Source organism: Chryseobacterium sp. G0201 (genome assembly GCF_003815655.1).
GTDB lineage: Bacteria > Bacteroidota > Bacteroidia > Flavobacteriales > Weeksellaceae > Chryseobacterium.
In genome coordinates this window covers 1,363,066-1,386,423 of sequence record NZ_CP033917.1, presented here as the reverse complement: position 1 = coordinate 1,386,423, position 23,358 = coordinate 1,363,066, and the positions used below count along the sequence as shown (strand labels likewise).

At 33.4% G+C, this 23,358-nt stretch carries 20 protein-coding genes; 10 read left to right on the top strand and 10 right to left on the bottom strand.

Annotated features, from left to right (window positions below; genetic code table 11):
• Window positions 1-2: 2 nt before the first annotated feature.
• Entirely contained in the window at window positions 3-800 is a 798-nt protein-coding gene (locus tag EG348_RS06120) for a DUF2797 domain-containing protein (RefSeq protein ID WP_123981602.1), read from the top strand.
• A gap of 36 nt (window positions 801-836) precedes the next feature.
• On the top strand, window positions 837-3,500 hold the full coding sequence (locus EG348_RS06115) for a hypothetical protein (protein ID WP_123981600.1): 2,664 nt from the start codon (window positions 837-839) through the stop codon (window positions 3,498-3,500).
• 17 nt (window positions 3,501-3,517) lie between these two features.
• Here the strand turns inward: EG348_RS06115 and EG348_RS06110 are convergent, their stop codons facing one another.
• Window positions 3,518-3,868 (bottom strand): hypothetical protein, encoded by a 351-nt coding sequence (locus EG348_RS06110; protein ID WP_123981598.1) that lies wholly within the window; start codon window positions 3,866-3,868, stop codon window positions 3,518-3,520.
• Window positions 3,869-4,041: 173 nt separating this feature from the next.
• On the opposite strand from EG348_RS06110, the gene EG348_RS06105 reads away from it, so the two are divergent.
• Both EG348_RS06105 and EG348_RS06100 read left to right on the top strand, forming a co-directional pair.
• Window positions 4,042-4,236: a hypothetical protein gene (locus EG348_RS06105; protein ID WP_066754207.1), complete on the top strand. Its 195-nt coding sequence runs from the start codon at window positions 4,042-4,044 to the stop codon at window positions 4,234-4,236.
• A 125-nt stretch (window positions 4,237-4,361) separates the two neighbouring features.
• On the top strand, window positions 4,362-5,408 hold the full coding sequence (locus EG348_RS06100; RefSeq protein ID WP_123981596.1) for a PA0069 family radical SAM protein: 1,047 nt from the start codon (window positions 4,362-4,364) through the stop codon (window positions 5,406-5,408).
• A 164-nt stretch (window positions 5,409-5,572) separates the two neighbouring features.
• Here EG348_RS06100 and EG348_RS21640 read toward each other — a convergent pair whose 3' ends face one another.
• The 4 genes from EG348_RS21640 to EG348_RS06085 form a co-directional block, all read right to left on the bottom strand.
• Window positions 5,573-5,734: a bacteriocin-like protein gene (locus EG348_RS21640; protein WP_164463259.1), complete on the bottom strand. Its 162-nt coding sequence runs from the start codon at window positions 5,732-5,734 to the stop codon at window positions 5,573-5,575.
• Between the two features lie 72 nt (window positions 5,735-5,806).
• Window positions 5,807-6,757: an isopenicillin N synthase family dioxygenase gene (locus EG348_RS06095; protein ID WP_123981594.1), complete on the bottom strand. Its 951-nt coding sequence runs from the start codon at window positions 6,755-6,757 to the stop codon at window positions 5,807-5,809.
• 334 nt (window positions 6,758-7,091) lie between these two features.
• Window positions 7,092-7,667 (bottom strand): hypothetical protein, encoded by a 576-nt coding sequence (locus tag EG348_RS06090; RefSeq protein WP_123981592.1) that lies wholly within the window; start codon window positions 7,665-7,667, stop codon window positions 7,092-7,094.
• A 1-nt stretch (window position 7,668) separates the two neighbouring features.
• The gene (locus EG348_RS06085; RefSeq protein WP_123981590.1) at window positions 7,669-9,630 is read right to left on the bottom strand and encodes a hypothetical protein; all 1,962 of its coding nucleotides are present in this window, start codon (window positions 9,628-9,630) and stop codon (window positions 7,669-7,671) included.
• A gap of 149 nt (window positions 9,631-9,779) precedes the next feature.
• Between EG348_RS06085 and menD the strand changes: the two genes are divergently transcribed.
• A complete protein-coding gene (gene menD, locus EG348_RS06080) occupies window positions 9,780-11,456 on the top strand; it encodes a 2-succinyl-5-enolpyruvyl-6-hydroxy-3-cyclohexene-1-carboxylic-acid synthase (protein ID WP_123981588.1) in 1,677 nt (558 codons plus the stop codon).
• On the opposite strand, the gene EG348_RS06075 is transcribed toward menD, so the two are convergent.
• Both EG348_RS06075 and EG348_RS06070 read right to left on the bottom strand, forming a co-directional pair.
• Entirely contained in the window at window positions 11,453-12,079 is a 627-nt protein-coding gene (locus tag EG348_RS06075) for an aminotransferase class IV (RefSeq protein WP_123981586.1), read from the bottom strand. The two genes, menD and EG348_RS06075, sit on opposite strands and share 4 nt — an antisense overlap.
• Window positions 12,063-13,040: an aminodeoxychorismate synthase component I gene (locus tag EG348_RS06070; RefSeq protein ID WP_123981584.1), complete on the bottom strand. Its 978-nt coding sequence runs from the start codon at window positions 13,038-13,040 to the stop codon at window positions 12,063-12,065. The genes EG348_RS06075 and EG348_RS06070 overlap by 17 nt, the downstream gene beginning before the upstream one ends.
• 47 nt (window positions 13,041-13,087) lie before the next feature.
• On the opposite strand from EG348_RS06070, the gene EG348_RS06065 reads away from it, so the two are divergent.
• From EG348_RS06065 to EG348_RS06050, 4 genes are all read left to right on the top strand, one after another.
• On the top strand, window positions 13,088-13,810 hold the full coding sequence (locus tag EG348_RS06065; RefSeq protein ID WP_123981582.1) for a hypothetical protein: 723 nt from the start codon (window positions 13,088-13,090) through the stop codon (window positions 13,808-13,810).
• A gap of 72 nt (window positions 13,811-13,882) precedes the next feature.
• Window positions 13,883-14,617, top strand: a complete 735-nt coding sequence (locus EG348_RS06060) for a beta-carotene 15,15'-monooxygenase (protein WP_123981581.1) — start codon at window positions 13,883-13,885, stop codon at window positions 14,615-14,617.
• A gap of 4 nt (window positions 14,618-14,621) precedes the next feature.
• Window positions 14,622-15,710, top strand: a complete 1,089-nt coding sequence (locus tag EG348_RS06055) for an AI-2E family transporter (RefSeq protein ID WP_123981579.1) — start codon at window positions 14,622-14,624, stop codon at window positions 15,708-15,710.
• A gap of 18 nt (window positions 15,711-15,728) precedes the next feature.
• Window positions 15,729-15,983, top strand: a complete 255-nt coding sequence (locus EG348_RS06050; protein WP_123985030.1) for a DUF3820 family protein — start codon at window positions 15,729-15,731, stop codon at window positions 15,981-15,983.
• Window positions 15,984-16,039: 56 nt separating this feature from the next.
• Here EG348_RS06050 and uvrB read toward each other — a convergent pair whose 3' ends face one another.
• Window positions 16,040-18,031 (bottom strand): excinuclease ABC subunit UvrB, encoded by a 1,992-nt coding sequence (gene uvrB, locus EG348_RS06045; protein WP_123981577.1) that lies wholly within the window; start codon window positions 18,029-18,031, stop codon window positions 16,040-16,042.
• A gap of 289 nt (window positions 18,032-18,320) precedes the next feature.
• Between uvrB and EG348_RS06040 the strand changes: the two genes are divergently transcribed.
• Window positions 18,321-19,538 (top strand): PQQ-dependent sugar dehydrogenase, encoded by a 1,218-nt coding sequence (locus EG348_RS06040; protein WP_123981575.1) that lies wholly within the window; start codon window positions 18,321-18,323, stop codon window positions 19,536-19,538.
• A 48-nt stretch (window positions 19,539-19,586) separates the two neighbouring features.
• On the opposite strand, the gene EG348_RS06035 is transcribed toward EG348_RS06040, so the two are convergent.
• Together EG348_RS06035 and EG348_RS06030 are read right to left on the bottom strand one after the other, a co-directional pair.
• Window positions 19,587-22,028: a TonB-dependent receptor plug domain-containing protein gene (locus EG348_RS06035; protein ID WP_123981573.1), complete on the bottom strand. Its 2,442-nt coding sequence runs from the start codon at window positions 22,026-22,028 to the stop codon at window positions 19,587-19,589.
• 168 nt (window positions 22,029-22,196) lie between these two features.
• Window positions 22,197-23,354 carry a pyridoxal phosphate-dependent aminotransferase gene (locus EG348_RS06030; protein WP_123981571.1) on the bottom strand — a complete coding sequence of 386 codons (1,158 nt, stop codon included), beginning with the start codon at window positions 23,352-23,354 and terminating at the stop codon, window positions 22,197-22,199.
• Window positions 23,355-23,358: the final 4 nt, after the last annotated feature.

The window sequence follows — 23,358 nt, the reverse complement described above, 5'->3', positions numbered from 1 at the left end:
ATATGCAGTTTCAAGGGCAAATTTTAAAGATGACGAGTTTCGATGCTCAGCCAATTCAGTATTATCTTAACCTTTCGGGTGATCTTATTCACATGAACGAATTGTTTGGTAGAGAATTGAGTATAAAGCACAAGGGATTCCAATGTGTGAATTGTGAAAAAAATAAGCCTATTTACAGAATGGGATTTTGCAAAAGCTGCTTTTTTGAGAGTCCTTATGCAAGTGATACGATCATTCGTCCGGAGCTTTCCACGGCACATCTTGGCGTTGGAGAGCGTGATTTGGAAGTAGAAAAGCAAATCCAGCTGCAGCCGCACACGGTTTATTTGGCGTACACAGGAGATGTAAAAGTGGGAGTTACAAGAAATACGCAAATTCCTACGAGATGGATTGATCAGGGAGCAACTTTTGCGTTGCCGATTGCCAGAACAGAGAACCGTTATGAAGCAGGAATGATAGAAGTTGCCTTAAAAGATCATTTACCGGATAAAACAAATTGGAAAAAAATGCTTCAGGATGATTTTGAAGGAAAAATAGATCTTGCCGATTTTCAACAAAAAATAAAGGAATATTTTCCTGAAGACTTTCAAAAGTTCTACAGTGAAGGCGAAAACCTATGGAAATTCGACTATCCGTATGAAAAACCTGAAAAAGTAACTTCGTTCACTTTAGATAAAAAACCTGAGTTCACAGGAAGGCTAGTTGGAATTAAAGGACAGTATTTAAGTTTTGAAGGTGGAGATTTTATTAATGTAAGAGGACATGAAGGCTATGTAATTGAGTTGAATGTAAAAAATTAATCTTATATTTAGATATAATTAAACTAAATCTAAAATATGAGAAAATGGGTTAAAAGGTTGCTGATTAGCCTTGGAGTTTTGGCAGTGATTTTCCTGCTGGGAAACTTTGGCTTAAATTTTTGGCTTAAAACCCAACTTCCTAATTATATTAAAAATAATACAGACTACAAGGTTTCTTATAAAACACTAGATGTAGATCTTGGAACAGGAAATATTCTTTCGACGGGAATTACGGTGAACAGTAAAAGTCCTCAGAATACGGATGTTATAGGTCTTCAAGGGACGATTGATACCTTAAAAATTGATCGTTTCGGGATTTACGATGCCATTTTTAATAAACAAATAAGTTCTTCTGATTTATTATTGGGAAGCCCGAATTTAAATATAATTCTAGCAAAGCCAACTGATAAAAAAACAGGAAAAAAAAAGAACCCTGTATTATTTGAAAATATCAGGATCAATAACGGAACCATTAATGTTTTCAGGGATACAAAACAAAAATTTTTATCTGTTCAGAAATTTGATCTGTTTGTTGAAAATTTACAGATGACAGAAGAATCTGTAGAAAATAAATTACCCGTTGTTTTTGATAAATACCACATCAAAGGAGAGAATTTTTTCTTTCGTCCGGATAATGTTTATGCTTTAAAAATCAGTAAAATAACTACAACGAATGGACAAGTGTCAGTCGAAAAATTTCGATTGATTCCATTGTTGACTTTTGACCAGTTTAAAAGATTTTATCCTAAAAAAACGAAACTTTTTCAGTTTGATATTCTAAAAATGGATTTCAAGGATGTTGTTTTGAAAAAAAATACTGTTTCCCTTGTTAATGCTGATTTTCAATATCCTAAGCTTTTAGTTTACACCACAAATGCTGTTCCCGTTAAAGTAGAAAAACCGCTTAATTTTGAACTTAATCTTGAAGATATAAAATTAAATAATGCGAATATTAATGTCGTAAAGCCTGATGGAAGTAATCTTTTATCTGCAAAAAACCTTAATTTAGACATCAATCAATTAAAGTTTAATAAAGATACTAGAGAAGAGGTGATTCCTGTAGGATACAAGAGTTTCCAGTTCTCCGGAAAGGATGTTTTATACTCAAATCATCAAAATTACGTTATCGGAAGCATTGCTTTGAATCCTAAAAGCGGAGAGTTAAGAAATATTACTGTCACTCCAAATACATCAGATCCTGGAAGGCGGTCAATGACTTTAAAGGCAAATCTTGCTGCTTTTAATATTAATAAATTAGAATTTTTAGATAAAAAATTAAATCTTGACATAAAAGATGTTTTGGTTGATAATGTAAACGGAATCGTCGTCGCAGGAGAAAATAAAACAAAGAAAGTTCCGAAAGAAAATAAAGTAAACTCAATTCTTATCCGAAAATTTTCTTTTAAAAATTCTAATATCACTTACGATAAAGGAAATGAGCCGCTTGTTTTTAATGATTTAAATGCAACAATTAATGAGATTGAAATTAAGTCTAAACCTAATAATTTAGGACATACTTTTAAAGCTAAAGATTATTTTTTGACAACCAAGAATTTTGCTTATAAAACAAAGTTCTACAACATGAGCGTTGGACTTTTAAAATTAAATAAAAACAAAGTTCAGATCAGTAATTTTGCGATGAAACCTCTCATTTCGAGAGCTCAGTTTATCAAAATGATACCTGTTGAAAGGGATTTGTATGATTTGAAAGCCAACCAGATAACAGCAGAAGGCAATTGGGACTTATTTTCTCAAAATAAATTCATTAATGCTTCCCATGTGGTCATTCAATCTGCAGATGCTAATATTTTCAGGAGTAAAATTCCGAATGATGACCCGAAAGAAAAACCTTTGTATTCAAGGTTGTTGCGTTCTATAAAAATTCCATTGTACGTTAATAATTTAGATCTAAAAAATTCCATTTTAGTTTACGAAGAAGATACACCGGAAAGTGCTGGGCCAGGAAAATTAACATTCGCTAATTTTAATATGAATGTTAAAAATTTAAACTCTGCCAAAACAAAAGGAAAACCAACCAAAGTAGATATTAAGATCAATTGTTCGTTTATGAATTTGGCTCTGTTATCTGTCAATTGGGGTTTTGATGTTGCGAATCCAAATGATGTCTTCACGATTTCCGGAAGAGCTGCAAACCTTCCTGCGAACGGAATTAATCCTTTTATTAAGCCATATCTTCATGTTATGGCGACTCAGGGGACGATTCAGGAAATGCTTTTTAATTTTAGAGGAAATCCAAAAGGGTTGAACGGAACTTTTAATTTAAAACATAAAGATTTAAAAATCGCTGTTTTAAATAAAGATAACCAGCAGAAAAAAGGAGTTTTAACGGCAATTGCCAATCTTGTTGTGCGTTCGGATTCCGGAAATCTTCCTGAGTCGGTAGAAGTAAAAGATGTAGAAAGAGATCCCACAAAATCCTTCTTTAATCTTTTCTGGAAAGGGATAGAACAAGGTTTGAAGAAAACTCTGATCGGAATAAACGTTGACAAAACAGAGAAAACGGTAAAAAATGCGGTTTCTTCTGTAAAGGAAATGAAAAAATCTGTGAAAGAATTAAAACAGGAAATAAAAGGTTCCGGAACTAAAAAAGAAGAGCCAAAACCAACGGAAGAGAAAAAGGAAAAGAAAGGATTTCTAAAAAACGTCTTTAAGAAAAAAGAAAAACCCGAAACTGAATAATTTCGGGTTGTATATATTTAAAAATTGAATTCTTCACTTTCCTGAACCGGAATATCTCTCAAAAATTCATCAAACTTTTCTCCGGGATAATTGCTGTCTGCGCCGTAAGAATCTATGATCATTCCTCGATTACCGGCAGTATCTTTTAGGACATATAAAACGGCATTGTCATCCGGATTGCTGTCGCCCTCAAAACGGTATGTTTTTAAGATGGTCAAATCGGCAGGCTGATAGTTTTGCTCGGAGTTATCCAGCTTCATTTCGCAACTGTCGTTCATCCTGAATTCCCGGTGTATTCCTCTCTCAGAGAGCCTTGTCATTACTTGGCTTAAAGTCGTCATTTGATCCATATTGTCTGATTTTTCCATAATAATATTTTCCTTTGTTAATACAATAATTAAACCATTAATTTACGAAAAACAGAAGGTTGTAGAATTATATTTTGCTTAAAAAAGAAGTGTAATGTTAACAAAATTTATAATTGAAAAAAATAAAATAGGTACACTTTTTGCAATATCCCCATTAATAAATCGGACAAAATATGAAAAAAGAAGTCGGAGTTTTACTAGCCGGGGGTGTTGGGCTTTTGGCAGTATTAAGTTTTATAGGCATAAAAAAAGTATTAGATAAAAAAAATAAAAAATACAGTGATTCTTACTCAGATTATCACAGACACTTTGATGCTAAAGATCATGAGGATGAGTATCACGGGGTAGAATTTTACGCACTGAAGTAGTAAAAATATATATATTATGTTTTTGATATCCAACGCTTTTTTTTAAGTGTTGGTTTTTTTTGTGGAAAACTTTAGTGTTAAAACTAATTATTTTTAATCCATTCCATTTTACATTTACATCAGAAATGCAGAACGAAAATATCATAAAAGGTCAGGGCGCTCAGCGAAATGTTATCAACCGTTTCGACAGATACACCTTTGAACCTGATGATGAAGATTTTGAATCTGTAAAAACAATTTTCACGGAAATTTTTCCGAAAACAATTGTAAATCAAGTGAAAAGCGAAGATTTACCGATGGAATATTCGATGAATCCATATCAAGGATGCGAACATGGATGTTCATATTGTTTCGCTCGACCAACTCATGAATATTGGGGTTACAGTGCCGGAATTGATTTTGAAAGAAAGATCATGGTCAAGAAAAACGCTCCGGAATTATTGGAGAAATTTTTCCAGAAAAGAGGTTATCAGCCTGCGCCAATTTTGCTTTCAGGAAACACAGATTGTTATCAGCCTGCAGAAAGGCAATTTGAGATCACGAGAAAGCTGTTGCAAGTTTGTCTTGATTACAGACATCCTGTCAATATTCTGACAAAAAATGCGATGGTTCTGAGAGATTTGGATATTCTGAAACCGCTTGCAGAGCAAAATTTGGTTTCCGTTTCATTAAGTATTCCTACAATCAATGAAGATCTGCGACGAAAAATGGAGCCGAGAACGAGTTCTTCCAAGAATAAATTGAAAGCTATTGAGGTTCTTTCTGAAAGTAAAATCCCTGTCCATGTGATGGTTGCACCCATAATTCCGGGGTTGAATAGTGATGAACCTTTGAATATTTTAAAATCAATCTCTGAAGCAGGTGCCCAAAGTTTCGGATATACGTTGGTGAGGTTAAATGATACGGTTGAACCCGTTTTTGTGAAATGGATTGAAACTCAGTTTCCGGACAGAGCGCAGAAGGTTTTAAATTTAATTCGTTCCATGCGAGGCGGAAAATTAGGCGAAAAAAGATATTTCGACAGACAAAGAGGTGATGGAAATATTGCTGAAATGATTCATAATACCTTTAAAATAGGAAGAAAGAAGTTTTTTGAAGGTAAAGGATTTCCAAAATTAACAACCACTAATTTCACAGGAGCAAAAGATCAGCAATTGAGATTGTTTGATTGATTTTATTCTTTTATTTTAACCACAGATTTTCACGAATTTACACAGATGATTATGTTTTAGATCTGTGTAAATTCGTGAAAATCTGTGGTCAAATTTAATATTTATCAAAAACAAAAAACCGCTCCAAAAGGAACGGTTTTCTTATAGATCTTTTTGAATTTCAATTACATTGAATCATCCGGACATGTAAATTTATCGCTGCAAGTTGCACAAATTACAACTCCATTGCAGTAATACATACAAAATTCAGGTTCCGGAAGTTTAATTCCTCCTGCTCCAGAAATACTTTTTAATTGGCCTTTACTTAGTTTTTTTAAATTTTTCATATTGTTTTAATTAAAAATTTGATACTAAAGTAAATATAATTAAAAAACCATTAACTTAATACAGTGTGGTAGTTATTTTTTTATTAAACCTAATTCAATTAATCTTTCATGTAAAAATTCTCCGGCGGTTGTATCTTCATATAACTTAGGATGGTCTTCGTCAACACAGTTTTCAAGAGCGTTTAATGACATTCCGCTTACGGGATGCATAAAGAAAGGGATTGAGTATCTTGAAGTTCCCCACAATTCTCTTGGCGGGTTGACCACTCTGTGAATCGTAGATTTCAATTTGTTGTTGGTATGTCTTGACAACATATCTCCAACGTTGATTACCAATTCGTCTGGTTCAGCAATCGCGTCGATCCAATCACCGTTGTGGTTTTGAACTTGAAGTCCTTTTCCTTGAGATCCCATCAAAAGAGTAATCAGGTTGATGTCTCCGTGAGCAGCTGCTCTTACCGCATCATCAGGCTCCTGAGTGATTGGGGGATAGTGAATGGGTCTTAAAATAGAGTTCCCTTCTGCGATCTTGTCGTCAAAGTAAAACTCATCAAGATCAAGATATAATGCCAACGCCTGCAAAACAGATTTTCCTGTTTTTTCAAGCATTTGGTACGTTTCTTTACCTACTTCATTGAATTTTGGAAGTTCTTCAACGATCACATTGTCAGGATATTCTTTCTTGTATTTTGAATCATCAGACACATATTGTCCGAAATGCCAAAATTCTTTCAAGTCTCCTTTTTTGAAACCTTTTGCAGTTTCTTTACCGAATCCGACATAGCCTCTCTGGCCACCGATTCCTGGAATTTCATACTTTTGCTTCGTTTCTGTGGGAAGCTCAAAAAAGTTTTTCACTTCGCCGTACAGATCTTCTACTAACTGGTCATTAAGAAAGTGCCCTTTTAAGGCTACAAAACCAATTTCTTCGTAAGCTTTTCCGATTTCATTTACAAATTTCTGTTTGCGTTCCGGGTCACCCGAAAGGAAATCACGCAGGTCTACACTAGGTATTTTATCCATTTTTAGAAATTTAACGTGGTGCAAAATTACATCTTTTTTGATTATTGATTTCCTACTATTTCCAATTCTTCCAAAATCTTATCTATTATTTCTTTAGTAATAAAATATATCATTTTTTGTATCATATATTATTCACTATCATATTTTGAACAAGAAACTTTATCTTTAAATTTCAAACAAACAATTCCACCATATCCTCTAGGGATAAAGCCAATATTATCTCCTTTTTAAAGAAACAAAGATTTGACTATCTAATTAATTAGAGCTGTTGATAATTGTTTTAGAATATCTACAGTAACACAAGGTCAGTTCATTTATGAACGGATCAAACAGCTTAGACTATTTTTATTTTCTCCTCCAACCAAGAGTATAGCTCCTCTGGTGTATCAATTCGTTTTTCACAGCCTTGTGTGATTAGATCATGAGAATATTCTTTAAGTTTATTATAGGAGATATTCCAGAAATCATCATAGGTTTCCTTAAAAAAAACTTCATCTTCAAAAAATAAACCAGAAAATTGCATTCCAAATTTGAAACAATTTAACATATTTTCTTTTGCAATTGTATCTTTTGCCTCAAATAATAATTCAAATGGATTGATTTTTAAATATTTATTAAGCAATTTTAAATCATCGAAACAATTTGTGTTTATTAATTTAACATCAAAAACTTCAGAAACACTTGTTCTATTGGTTGTTTTTAAAATTTCTATCCAATCTGACTTGTCAAAATCTAACCATAATTCTTGATTTGATTGAAAGATGGATGTAATTATTCCTTCATTTGTTGCATTTATAAAAGCCGCTATTTTAGTACTTTTTGTCTCGTTTTTAAAATAATCTTTTAGGGTTTCAGTATAATCAATTTTAGGATTTTCAATTATTGATTTTATATAATTTATTGTTTGCATGTTACTTTATTTTTGTTGTTTTAAAAACAGGTTTGTCATTTATTAATTCCATTGTTTCAAGGTATGCTTTTTCTAAATCTACTCCTAAAGCTTTAAAAATTTCAGGAAACTGTTTAGTTTCATCAATTGAAGGCGCATAATGTCCTGAAAAATTACTTATGTTTAAAACTTTTCCTTTAACTATTTTTAAAGTTCCAGCTGCTAACACATTTTCTGCATTTCCTAAAAAATGATGTTTTTTTCCTAAAAGCAATTTTCCTTCTGTCGTAATTACAAAATCAACGGATCCATACTTTGGAATTATTTGTCCGTCTATTTTAAGTATTCCGTTTTCTACTTCAGCAATCCCATATAGTTTACCATCTATTGGCATTGATTCGTTTGGCACTTTATTCTTTATTTTTACAAACTTACGCAGTTTCTTTAAAAGCTCACTTTCTTGTTTTAAATTTTTAACAGCGTTCCCAATTAATTTAGCCTCAAATTCTGGTAATAATCCTATTGCAATGTTATTCAAAATTATCCAAAATTCCTCGTCTATTTTCTTGTCAGTAAAATATTCGGCAACAAAACAAGGAATATAAGTTATTTTCCCTTTATCTAAAATTAACTTCATTGAAACATATGGCAATTGTAGCTCATCTGGTCCAATTTCTTTTTCATTATAAGGCATTACGATAGAAGCGTCATCATAACCAAACAATGCTGTTCCTATTCTATATTTCTTATCTTTTTCTAAATAATAAGCAAAACCAGTATATCTGATATAGGGATCATTAACTCCATCTGAAGGTCTATAGTCTTCGTAATCAAGATCAAACGTCCATGCTTGTTCAATTTCTTTAATCGTCCAGTTTTTTGAACCAATTCTTGAGAAAATTGTAATTAGGTCTTCAATATGTTTATTACTAAATTTTTTAAGTATTTTACGGACAGGTTCAAGATGTTGATTAATTTGGTTGTACCACCAATTCGGATTTTTTACACCTTTTAACAGATTAATGACTGAAAGGTTTTCATTAGTGCCAGATGTATCAATCGCTTTATCAGAAAGAGCAACAAAATCTTTCCAAAGCATCTCATCTGTAAGAATTTCTAAAACAAAATCAGGAATCTTTTCATATAAAGCATCAATAATATCAGGATTATTTTCAGCTGCTACAAAGAAATTTTTATAATATCGGATAATATCTTTTTTCATTTGTTCAGCTTGTGAATTACCTTTTATAATTCGTATAAATTCTATAAAAGTCTCTGCATTCCCTGTATATAGCTTTATTGCAATATATTCGTCATTCAATTTGAAATCGTAAGGACTTTCGGTTGCATTTGTTTGTGTATCTGAGAATTTTTTATCTTCACCGTCCTTATAGATAAAATTCAGATTATAGGTTACTTTATAATTGTCAAAATAAATCCCAAAATTGTAAGAGTTACTCAATAAATTTTTTCTAGTATTTAATTTGGATAAATCAAAAATAGCATGAACTTCTGTATCGTTCTTTTTATACAAAAAGGGTTTATTATTTTTAACACTGCTGAATACAGGAGTGCTAAATGAGGAAGAACCTGAATAGATAGTTTTATCTTCCAATAAATACTTTTCTGGCTCAAATAAGAGATTTTTTATCAGTCCTAATTTTTCTTTTAAATCTTTTGTAAGAAGGTCATAGTTAATTCCTCCCGTGTAAAAATCTTGAGATAAAGCATCATAATCTTCAGTTGTAGGTTTGTAAAAAGCACTATTTTTTTCAAAAGGTGTGCTTAATGCATACTCATTGGAGATTTCATCAAATGTTTTATTGGTTCTAATGTTTTCGAAAGGATCTTTTCTTTTAATGAAGTTGCTTCTCTGTAGTTCGTCAAAATTGATAATGTTATTACTTTGATAATGGGCAAGCATTTGCTGTTGATCTGCTTTGTCAAAATCATCGAAATCGGGAAATGTTTTGTAAATACTCATTTTTTCATATTTTAAATGTTAAGATTAATTTGGAATTGTATTTTTTTATAAAAGTTGTTTGTGTAGCAAAGAAACTCTGACAAAGCGACAAAAGTTGGCATATTAAAAATTAGTTTAAGGAATCAATAAAAACAGTTAATTTTGTACTTATGAAAAAATATTCTTCTAAGAGAAGTATCCAAATACTTGCGCATCTTCTTCAGCAGTACGGAATTTTAGATATTGTTATTTCACCGGGGTCCAGAAATGCTCCGTTAGCTATTCATTTTTCGGAAGTGGATGGCTTTAATTGTTTCAGTATTGTGGATGAAAGAAGTGCAGCTTTTGTAGGGATCGGAATGGCAAAAAGTGAGAAAAAGCCTGTTGCAATTACCTGTACAAGTGGTTCTGCGGTGGCGAATTATTACCCTGCTGTTACAGAAGCATTTTATCAGAATGTTCCTCTTTTGATTTTAAGTGCTGACAGGCCAACAGATTATGTTGATATTTTTGACGGACAGACCATTAGACAGAATAATATTTTTCATCAGCATTCTTACGGCGACTTTCAACTCTTAGAAGATAGTAAAGATAATGCCGAAGAGATTAATTTTGACATTATAAAAAAAGCGATCGAGCTTTGTTTTGAAAAGCAAGGTCCGGTTCACATCAATATTCCTTTGGAAGAACCTTTGTATGAATTGGTTTCTGAGCTTCCGACTTTTCCTACGGTTGAAAAAACAATTAAGCAGAAAGAATACGAAATTCCTTCCAACTTAGTGGCAGACTGGAATACTTCACAAAGAATTCTTCTTTTGGTAGGAACAAGAGATTACAGCCCTGAATTGGAGAGTCAGCTTTCTCAATTGGTTAAAAATCATTCTGTTGTGGTTTTAAGTGAGGTGAATTCTAATTTGCATCACGAAAAATTCTTCAAGCATATTGATAGATATATTTTTAATTTTACGGAAGAAGATTACAAAACATATGCTCCGGATCTGTTAATAACGATCGGACAAAATGTTGTTTCCAAAAAAGTAAAACAGTTTTTAAGAAGTGCCCGTCCAAAACAGCATTGGCATCTGGATGAAGTTTGGCAGCCGGATACTTATTTTTCTTTGACTGAAAAAATAGAAATCAAACCTGAATTGTTTTTTTCTAAATTGTTGAAATTCATAAATCTAGAGCCAAAACCATACTTTAATCTTTGGGATGTTTTAAGAGATAAAAAAGATGCAAAACATGAGAAGTTTTTAAATATGGTAGAATTCTCTGATTTTTATTTCTTCAATAAAGTTTCACAAACAGTTCCTGAAAATTACAATATTCATGTCAGCAACAGTTCGGCAATCAGATATGCCCAGCTTTTTGACTTTGGAAAAAGAAAAATCTATTGCAACAGAGGAACAAGCGGAATCGACGGTTCTACCTCTACAGCAATGGGATTTGCCATTAAAAATGCCAATCCAACCTTATTAATTACGGGAGATTTAAGTTTCTTCTATGACATCAACGGGCTTTGGAATCAATATATTCCACCGTTTGTGAGGATTATGATCTTCAATAACGGAGAAGGAAATATCTTTAAAATTATTCCCGGACCTGGAAATGCCAATCCGAATACCTTAGATGAATTTATCGCTACAAAACACAAGAAAAACGCTGAACATCTTGCCAAGCATTTCGGATTTTCTTACACACGAGTGGAAGATGAGCCGACGCTTGACCGTGTTTTAGATAATTTCTTCAAGCCGGATGCACAGCCTAAAATACTGGAAGTGAATACTCACGGTAAAAATAGTGCCGATGTTTTAAAGGCTTATTTTAATTTTATGAAAGAGAATTAAAGATCCAAATATTCTTCATTACCCGGTAGATTGATAATTCGGTCTATTGGGTAAATGAACATGTCATCAAAATCATTCATCGCATTAATTAGTTGAAAATGTGAGAATTGTTTAAGATTTTGTAAAGTGATCTCGGTTTCTTTAATTTTTTTCTGCTTCAAAAGATTTTGTCTTTGAACACCATTCAAAAGATAGGTTGTCGGAGTGAACCAATCTTTACCTTTTTGAAATAAAAGATTAGAAAATGAAGTGTCCGTGATATGATTATTTTTTACAATAATGATTTCTTCAGCTTTGGATTTCATTTTCATTTTTTCCAGCTCTTTTCGGTCTTCAAATTTAAAAGAATAATCGAAACTATTGTTTTCAACTAATTGAAAATCTTGTATTTCCGGAATTGCGTAAGGAATCATTTGGGTACGGATTTTTTTGTCCAAATCGTAAGCGACTCTTAGTTTGTACATTCCGTCTTCATCATGTTCCAGATGTTTAAAAATTTTAGCCAAATCAATTGAGCCTTCTTTTCCAAAATGGGCAAAGGTTTGATTAACACGCTTTTGGTGAAGTTCTAATAAAAAAACTTCCTGGTCTTCTACTTTAATACTTTCAATGAATTGGGACATAAATTTTATTTTTCATTTCCTGATACTCGTCTTCTAATTTACTCATGTGCGTTATTCCGCCACCACTTTTGAAATAAAGCTGATCGCTTTCCTTTTCAATAAACCGGATCATCACGCAGCTGTCGAGATTTTCACCGTCAAACCAGCCGCAAACTCCGGTATAATAACCTCTGTCATATCCTTCTGCTTCGAGGGTTATTTCCAGTGTTTTTGGCTTTGGAGCTCCTAAAATAGAACCCGCAGGAAGCAGTTTTTTCATAATACTTCCTACTTTTCCATCAAATTCAGGCTTTAAATTACCCGAAATCTCTGAACTCATGGCATAAAGATTTTTTTGCTGAGTTTTAATAAAATCAATGTGCTGAAATTTATCAACGTTCACATTGTCTGCAACCATGCTGAGATCATTTCGAAGCAAATCTACAACCGTATAATGCTCGGCTTTTTCTTTTTTGTCATTTTTAAGAATTTCTGCTGCATTTTCTAAAGCCGCATCAATAGTGCCTTTCATGGGATAGGTCAGAATTTTTCCGTCAATGATCTTCACAAAAGTTTCAGGAGAAAAAAATACAAAAAAATCTTTATAAAAAACCTTGTATTTTGCATTTGAATGATAGAAAATTTCTTCAAGTGTTAAATTAGTTTCAATTTTGGTTTTTCTAGTATAATTTACCAAGTAAGAATTTCCTAAACGAATATTTTTCTGAACTTTATCAAATCCTGATTTAAAACTTTCTAAACTCTCAGGGAATGATTTCCATGCAATTTTTTTATCTAATTTGTCTTTGTTTTTTGAGCTTTTAAAATTTTGAAAATCAATTAGTAAGCCTGATTTTTTAATTTCATTTTCTCTGTAAATTTCTACATTGTCAACGAGGAAGTCGATGACAAAAAAATAGGGAACCTTCTGAAGAGAAAGTTCGTCCATTTCCATAAATTTTTGATGATTCACTGAAAACATTCGGCAAAAGTACTTATTGATGTTTACTTTTGTACAAAATATTTTTAATGCAGAACAAATATCCTCAGAAACCGGGAATTGACTTTATACTGAAACAGGCTTTTTTTTACTGGAATAAAACATTGATCTATCAATTAATGTTCTCCATCATTTACTTTGCTATATTTTTTACATCATTTTCGTTTTTTGCATCCAAATACGGAATTTGGGAGATGAATCAGGAATTTATGGAGGCCTTCAAAATTGGGACAAACGAATATTTGGCAAAAGTTTCTGAACTTACACAGACGGACAATTATCAAAAGTTTACGTTTGGAATTTTTGCAACGATCATTTTTCTTTTTCCTTTGAATCTTGGTTTTTTCCAGATTTTCAAAAAGATGGATTTAAAAGAAAAAATTGTTCTTGGTGATTTGTTTGCGGGATACAACGGGCTTAATTTCTTTAAATATATAGGATATTATATCTTTTGGTTTTTTACCTATTTATTGGTTGCTCAGACAATAATTTTGGCTGTGGTTTGGGTTTTTATTACAATTTTTGTTGCTCCGTTGATGTTCTTTACCGATAAAAGAATCTTTGAGGCGATTTCTTTAAATTTTAAAGCCTTGAAAATGTACTTTATAGAAATATTTGTCTGCGTTATTGTGGCAACGTTCTTTAAATATTTGGGCTTTGGTCTGTTTTTGGTTGGAGGGTTATTCACATTTCCATTTTGGAATGCGATGATTTATTCGCTTTACAAGACTGTTTTTGCTGAAAAAAGTTAAATTTATCTGTATTTAATACTTTATCTGGCAAAAAAAGTTAAATTTGAAAGTAACATTAAAAAATTATACACCATGTCAGAATTTAATGAATTTGATCAGCAGGGATCAGCTCCCAGCAGAGATACAGGATCAATTATTTCCCATGCATTCGAAATGTATAAAGGAGTTTTTCTTTATGCGGTAGTGGCAATGATCATTTATATTATCGGAGGAGCGATTATTCAATCGTTAACCGGATTTAACTCTGCTTCTATGATGGAGGAGATGAGAGATTCCGGAGATTATTCAAATTTTAGTTATTGGGATGCACCGGGGTTTTCCATGTATCTTACTTTTTCAGGTCTTCTTGGAGTTTTACTGGCTCCTTTGTATGTGGGGTTGATTTATATTGTAAATAAATTCAACACAAAGAACAGTATTGAGTTTTCAGATCTGTTCATTGGCTATCGTCAGAATTTTGTTAATATTTTGATTTACAGTATAATTTCAGGGATCATATGTAGCGTTGCTGGATTTCTTTGCGTTATTCCTTTCTTTTTTGTTTATCCTTTATTACTATTGGGATATCCAATTTTGCTTTTTGAAAATGCCTCTGCGACTGAAGCTTTAGGTAAATCTTTCAATATTGCGAAAGAAAATTATGCCACATTTTTAGGAACAACACTTTTAGGTCTTTTAATATCTGTTGCAGGGATTGTTCTTTGCGGAATAGGAATTATTGTAACGGCTCCATTTATTATGATCGTAATGTATTCGGCATATTGTGCTTTCTTAGGAAAACCAAGACAACTTTTAGATAAAAAATAAAGATTTGAACAAAGATAAACAAATAAGCAGTGTAGCGATAAAGCAGGTTTCTTTACTTGCTATTATTTTGGTGTTGGCGGGATTGATTTGTTTTAACCTTGCACTTTTTATCCCTTCCGTATTGGGGGCAATTACGCTGTATGTTCTTTGCAGAAAATATAATTTCTATCTGCAAGAGGAAAAAAAGTGGAAACCTTGGCTTTCATCATTGGTATTAATGCTTGCGAGTTTGATTATCCTTATTTTACCGATCTATTTTATTGCCGATCTTTTAATTGAAAAATTAGGAAATGCACAGGCTTACATGACAAAGTTTAATGTGTTTCTTGAAAAAATACATTCTTATATTTATTCGAAAACCGGTTTTGATATACTTAGTAAGGAAAATATGGACAAGCTGAAGAATTCTGTCGGACAGGTTTCTACTAAAGCTGTTAGCGGGACGTTTAACACACTTACCGTGATCATGTCCATGTATTTTATTCTTTACTTTATGTTGAGTGCACCTCGTTTTTTTGAACGAATTCTTGCTTCTTCCGCACCTTTGAAAAGATCTAATGTGTCTTTGATAGGTGAAAAGATGAGAAAGCTGATCTTGGCCAACGCCATTGGTATTCCTGTGGTGGCTCTCGGACAAGGAGTGGTAGCATTGATAGGATATTTTATATTTGGAGCTCCCAGTCCTGTTTTACTTTTTGCATTAACAGCAGTTGGGTCTATGATTCCAATTGTAGGAGCGGCAATTGTTTATGTTCCAATCTGTATTTTTATGATTGCAGAAGGAGATACAGGACACGGACTTGGTTTAGCGGCTTATTGTTTGGTTGTGGTTGGATTAACGGATAACTTGCTACGATTTACCTTACTTAAAAAATTAGAGGATATTCACCCCCTAAATACCGTTTTCGGAATTATCATGGGAATGAATCTGTTTGGATTTATGGGATTGATCTTCGGACCAATTCTGATATCTCTTACCCTTCTTTTAATTCAGGTATATAGAAACGAGTTTTCTGATGAAGATACACCGCCGGATTTACAGTTATCGGATAAAGATAATGAGGTTGAAAATAAAATTGATCTAATAGTTTAAAATAAAATGGTAGAAGGAATAAACCCGGAAATATTAAAAGAGATTTGCGTTATGAAGATGCCTTTCGGGAAACATAAAGGGGTAATTCTTGCAGATCTGCCAGTCAGTTATCTTGAGTGGTTTTACAGTAAAGGAATGCCTCCGGGAAAACTGGGAATGCAACTTTCAACTATTTATGAAATTAAAATTAATGGCTTGATGGATTTGCTGACACCACTTAGAGGTGGAACAGTAAATTATGATAAGCTAAAAAATAAGACTTACAAATTTTAGGATATAGTTTCGGCGGCACCTTTGGTGCCGCCGAAACTATATTATTTTGGATATAATTACTCTTTTAATGCTGTAATTTCATCTCTCAGCTTGGCTGCTTTAATGAAATCAAGATTTTTGGCGGCAGCTTCCATTTCTTTTTGCTTTTTGCTGATCATTTTTTCAACATCCTCAGTTGCGTAAGTTGCTTTTACTTCGGCAACTTTTTGTAGGATCTGTTTTTGAGTGTATTTTTCATCCGGGAAATCTTTGCTTCGGCCGACTAAATTCTCAGATATTTTCTTATTTAAAGCAGTTGGAACCTTATTATTATCTGTGTTGTATTGAATTTGTTTTGTACGGCGATATTCAGTTTCGTCTATCGTTGCCTGCATCGATTTTGTCATTTTATCGGCATATAAAATAGCTTTACCGTTAAGGTTTCTTGCAGCACGACCAACTGTCTGAATCATTGATCTTCTGCTTCTTAGCATTCCTTCCTTATCGGCATCTAAGATGGCAACTAAAGAAACTTCAGGTAAGTCTAAACCTTCTCTTAGTAAGTTTACCCCAATTAAAACATCAAAAAGACCAACACGCAAATCATGCATGATCTGAATACGTTCCAAAGTTTCAACATCAGAGTGAATGTATCTCGTTCTGATACCAAATTTTGTGAAGTATTTAGTCAATTCCTCGGCCATTTTTTTAGTTAAAGTAGTTACCAAAACCCTTTCATCAAGATCGGCTCTTTTCTGGATTTCCTCCATTAAATCATCAATCTGGTTTTGGCTCGGTCTTACCTCAATAACAGGATCTAAAAGTCCTGTCGGACGAATGATCTGTTCGATATATGTTCCACCAGATTTTTCTAATTCATAGTCGGCAGGAGTTGCAGAAACGTAAATAACCTGATTTTGTATCGATTCATATTCTTCAAACTTTAGAGGTCTATTATCCATTGCAGCGGGAAGGCGGAATCCATATTCCACCAAGGCTTCCTTACGGCTTCTGTCACCTCCATACATCGCATGGACTTGAGGAACGGTAACATGACTTTCATCAATTACCATTAAATAATCTTTAGGAAAATAATCTAATAAACAGAAAGGTCTTGATCCGGGAAGTCTGCCATCCAAATAACGCGAATAGTTCTCAATTCCAGAACAATAGCCCAATTCTTTGATCATTTCCAGATCGAGTTCTGTTCTTTCCTGTAATCTTTTGGCTTCCAAAGGTTTTCCTATTTCGCTAAAGAAATCAACCTGTTTCACCATGTCGTCCTGAATGTTTTTGATGGCTCCATTCAAAGTTTCTTTTGATGTAACAAAAAGGTTGGCAGGATAAATTTGAATTTGATCAAAACTAGCCGTAACATTACCAGAAACAGGATCAAAACTCTGAATTTTTTCAATTTCATCTCCAAAAAACTGAATCCTCACAGCATTATCTGCATAAGCAGGAAATACATCAATAACATCTCCTTTCACTCTGAATGTTCCTCGTTGGAAGTCTGCTAATGTTCTGGAATATAAAGCATTAACTAAAGAATGTAAAAGGGATGTTCTTGTTATTTTTTCTCCAATTGCAAGGGAAATTAAAGACTTGTGAAACTCCGCAGGGTTCCCAACACCATAAATACAAGATACGGAAGCTACAATTAAAACATCACGCCTTCCTGAAAGTAAACTTGCAATGGCAGAAAGTCGTAATTTTTCAACTTCCTCATTGATACTCAGGTCTTTTTCGATATAAGTTCCGGTTGTCGCGATATAAGCTTCCGGTTGGTAGTAGTCATAGTAACTTACAAAATATTCCACAGCGTTGTCAGGAAAGAATTCTTTAAATTCCATAAAAAGCTGTGCGGCCAACGTTTTATTGTGAGCCATAACAATCGTTGGCCTTTGTACGTTTTGAACGACATTGGCAACGGTAAATGTTTTCCCGGAACCGGTAACACCCAATAAAGTCTGATACTTCTCACCGATTTCTATTCCTTCGGTAAGTTTTTCTATGGCTACTGGCTGGTCGCCGGTTGGTTTATATTCTGATTGAAGATTAAAATTCATTGAAAATTTAGTGTATATACAAAAATACGAAAGATATTATTAGTCTCAATACAAGTGGTATCAATTTCAATGATTAAGATTTTCAATTGATTTACAAATATTTAAGAGGTTTTTTCACTGTTTCTACTAATGTTATTTAATATATTAGATTTTTTATAACAAAATATTGGAAAGTAAAAAAGCACTAAAAATGTAACGTTTTTTGTTGACTAAAAGATCATTATAATTAAAGTATCGCTTTTTATGGCACTATTTTTCTATTCTAAGTATAATAACTAATCACATTACTATGAAAATCAATAAGTTTTATGTACCAGCTTTAAGTTTGTTTTTAATTTTATCATCTTGTGAAAAGAATAATGCTAATGCACAGCAGATAAGTAAAGACGGAAGTGTAGAAACAGAAAAGCCAAATTCTAATTATAAGCCTTCATTTGCGGGGCAAACAAGAATAAAAGCGGTGAAAACTTCAACACCTTACAATGTAGAATTATTAAGTAAAGATCTTGGAAAACCTTGGGGAATTATCAACTTGCCGGATGGGAAATTTTTAATTACCGATAAAAAAGGTTACATGAACGTTGTTTCAACAGACGGAAAGCAGATTTCTAAAATTGAAGGATTTCCAAAAGTAGATTCAAAAGGACAGGGCGGAATGCTTGATGTAGCTCTCGATCCTGATTTTAAAACCAATAATATTATTTATTTTAGTTTTTCAGAACCTTTTGGTGAAGGGAATTTAACCTCGGTGGCAAAAGGAAAACTTTCTGCCGATTTAAAAAATATTTCGGAAGTGAAAGTGATTTTCCGAGCTGAGCCTTCTTATGATGGAGATAAACATTATGGAAGCAGATTAGCGTTTGATAAAGACGGGAATTTATTTGTAAGTACCGGAGAAAGATCTGATAAACAAACGAGAGTTTACGCTCAAAAAACAGATAATTATTTAGGTAAAATTTTAAAAATAACAAAAGAAGGAAAACCGGCTTCGGGAAACCCATTTATAGGAAAACCTGGATTTAAACCTGAAATTTATGCTTATGGAGTAAGAAATCCTCAAGGTATGGCGATCGATCCAAATGGAAATCTTTGGGATGTAGAAATGGGACCGAGAGGTGGTGATGAAATTAATTTAATCAAACCAGGAAAAAATTATGGTTGGGGAGATGTCACGTATGGAATTGAATATTCTGGCACGAAAATAAATAATGGAACAACACAAAAAGAAGGAACCGAGCAGCCTGTTTATTATTGGGATCCTGTGATCTCACCAAGTGGAGTTACTTTCTACACCGGAAATATTGATGAGTGGAAAGGAAATTTAATCATTGGTTGTCTGAGTGGAGAACACATCAACAGAATTGTAATGAAAGACAATAAAGTAGTAGGAGAGGAGCGTCTTTTGGCTGATCAGAATGAAAGATTCCGAGATGTTTTGGATGGTGCGGACGGAAGTCTTTATGCTGTAACAGACAGCGGAAAACTTTATAAGATCTCTAAAAAATAAAAAGATAAAGCTTCTGAATTTCAGAAGCTTTATTGTTTAAAATATATATTAAAATCTGAAATTAAATCTAGCAAAAGCCTGTCTTCCTGCAAATCCCATTTGTACAGGATCGAAAATTCCGCCTGATTCTGTATTTCCATCAGAGACAGCAGTTTTTTGTAAAGTAGGGTATCGGTTGAATACATTCTTACTTCCAATTGTTAAGCTTACATTTTTACTAAAATCATATCCGAAAGATAAATCTGTGGTTACCTTAGGGTTATAAGTCTGAAAATCATCTTCGCCGTTGTAACCAATTAAGGTGACTTTATCAAATCTCACCAATTGAATATTGGCATTAAAGCCTTTTATTTTATAGTTTAAATTTAAATTGATCTTTGTTTTCGGAGCAGAAGCCAGAATAAATGCTTTTTCTCTTGCGCTCATATAAATATCCTCTTTTCCTGCTAACTGTTGAGACGTGTTGATTTTTGTAATTTCCATTTCATTATAATTTCCGGCTAAAGTGGCGGTTAGTTTTCCGTTGCCAATATTTTCATTATAGCTTAAAATTACATCTACGCCTTTCGTTTGGGTATCAATAGCGTTGGAAAAGAACTGAGCCTGATCGATAAAAGGATACTCATTTTGAGCTTCTAATGGAAGGTCTGATTTTGCAAAATTACCTGTCAACACAATTCTGTCTTTTACTTTAATGTAATATCCATCAATTGTGGCTGTAAATTTTCCTGTGTTAAAAGTAAATCCCGCGCTTCCGTTAAGTGAAGTTTCCTGTTTTAATTGAGGAATTCCTGATACTTTTGCCAAATTACTGTCATTGGAAGCAAGCTGAATCGCAACTAATTCCCCTCCCTGAAAATTAGTAAACTGCAGACTGTAATATTTCTGTGCTAAAGATGGAGCCCTAAAGCCTGTAGAAGCAGAAGCTCTGAAAGCAAGTTGAGGGGTTATCGCATATCTTGTTGCAAATTTTCCATTGAAGGTACTTCCGAAATCGTTGTAATTCTCAAATCTTCCGGCAATACTAATCATCCATTTTTTTGTAATATCCAATTCGGAGTCTACATATGCTGCAAAATTGTTTCGACTTTTATTCACTTCCTGAGAATATCCCGGAAATCCTTGTGAGCCGCCCGGTCGATAACTTTCGCCATTTGAACCTGGAACAGTTACTAATAAACTGGGGTCAGTGTTTGCTGTTACAAGATTTCCATTGATGTCATACATCGCGTATGAAGCTTCTTCACCTTTAATGATATTAAATTTTTCATACCTGAATTCAGATCCGAAAGCAATATTTAAACCTTCCAAAACACCAAACTGCTTGGTAGCATTAAAACCTGTCGTATTTTGCAAAAGTGAATGGCCGCCAGCATTGAAGCTTGTGGGAGAATTTACTCCTAAAGTCGCATTAATCGTATTGTCGATCTGATAAGTGAATCTGTTGCTGCCAAAAGCATTGTAAAAATCTACATCCCAATCGGCAACTTTGAATTTTAAACCATTATCAAATGTAAAATCTGAAATGCTTGTATTTTGAATCGGATTGAAACCATTCGGATAAACTTCAGGAATATTTCCGTCTGCATCTGCGGTTCTCGTCCATGCGTACGCATTTGTTTCTCTGTGTGAAAACCCTTGACGGGAATAGAATTTCAGATTATCAGACAAAGGAACTTCTATGTTTCCAAAGAAATAGATGTTTTGAGATTTTGCATCACCAAAACGCTGTCTTGGAGCTTCATAGAATTCTGGATTGGCATTTCTAATAGAATGTTCTTTATTGATAAATTCCACGGTAAAATTTCCGAAACCTCCTTTAGAACCTATTTTAGTTCCTAAATTTCCATTAAAATCGAACGTAATTCCGTCTATTTTATGGTCAGAAACTACATCTTTACTTCCCGGACTTTTAAACAGATTCATTCCGTAGAAAGCATTTCCTTCAAAGCCTTTGTCGCGGTCGTTCAGAATAACATTGATGACTCCTGCAATGGCATCAGAACCATATTGTGCGGATGCGCCGTCACGAAGAACTTCCACTCTTTTTATCGCTCCAATCGGAATGGTATTCATATCAGATCCGGTGTTTCCTCTTCCTTTTGTCCCAAAAAGATTGATCAATGATGATTGATGGTATCTTTTCCCGTTTAATAAAAGTAAGGTTTGATCGGGCCCAAGACCTCTTAAAGTTGCAGGATCTACAGCATCAGCTCCATCTGATCCGGATTGTTTATTAGAATTAAAAGAGGGTGCCGCAAACTGTAAAAGTTGGTTGACCTCTACTTGTCCCGTGGATTGGCTGACCTGTTTAATGTCAATCACATCAATAGGAACGGGTGTATTTGTTACGGTTCTTTTTTTATTTCTACTTCCTGTAATCGCAACTTCCTCTATTTTAGCTTCTTTAGAAATGGTATCATTGATTTCCTGAGCGTAGAAAAAAGATGTTGCGCCAAGAAAAAAAGCGCTCACGTACCTTGCTTTCATATATAATGAGTTTTTTTTAATTGGTAATTATTCCAAATGTATTGATTTTTGTTTTTAAACCAATAAAAAAAATCACTATTGTTTGAAAATTTATTAAAGAAGCGTTGTTTTTGATAGTTATTAGAGAATTTTGAATTGTTGAATAATATTTGTTTGTTATTTTTAATTTTAAAAGCTGGTTATGATTCTATTTAATCCTTCTTCTAATATCTCTGTTGAGGTTGAAAAACATATTCTTACGTGGCCTTCTGCTCCTTTTCCGAACCATCTTTCCGAACCGGGAACGATGGCAACTTTTCCTTGTTGTAAAGCATGTTGAGCAAAATTTTCACTTGTAAATCCATTTTCGATTCTAGGAAATAAAACAAAGGTTGCTTCTGGTAAATTAGGAGTTAAAATCCCTGAATTGCTTAAAATTTTATAAGCAAGATCTCTGTTGTTCTGTAAATGATTTAGAAATTCTTTGAACCAAGGTTTTGCTTTTTCCAAAGCAACAGTTGCGGCAATTTGTGATAATGTAGAAACGCCTTCAATGGTAGAATTGAAATTTGATTTTTCTGTAAAATCTTCCAGTATTTGTTGATCATTACATAAAACCGCTCCAATTCTCAAACCTGCAATTCCAAATGATTTTGAAAAACCGTACACTGTAAAGCTCTTCTTTTTTGCTTCTTCTGAAACCGATGAATACGTATGAAACTCTTTATTGTCATAAATAATATCGCTCCATATTTCGTCACTCATTACCCAAAGATCGTGAGCAGATGCGATCTCGGAAATTTTCGTTAAAATTTCTTTAGAATAAATTTTCCCCAATGGATTGTGAGGATTGCAAATGCTAATCAGTTTCGTTTTTGAATTGATTAATGAAACTAATTTCTCAAAATCAATATCTCCGGTTTTAGAATCGACAGGACATAATTTTACGATTCCGCCAACCGCTTCTACCGATTTTTTGAATAGAAAATCCACAGGATCCAAAATGATGGCTTCATCTCCAGGATTTAAAACATATTTCGCGATCAAAAACATTCCCTGTGCTGCGCTGTTGACTGCTAGAATATTTTCGGGCAAAAAATTTCCATGTTTTTCCATGTTAAAATGCTCTGCAACGTTTTTCTTAAACTCCTGAAGTCCTGAAAATGGACCGTAGCTTAGATATCCGTCTTTTATATAGTCAATAATTCCCTGTTCAATCCCGGGAGCTGTTCTGAAGTCTGGATCTGCGGCTGTTAAAGGGATTATTCCATCTTCTAGCGTTGCCCATCTTCCATTGTAGGCTTTTCTTTTTAATGCTTCAAAATTGATATCGTTATTGGTAAACATTTCT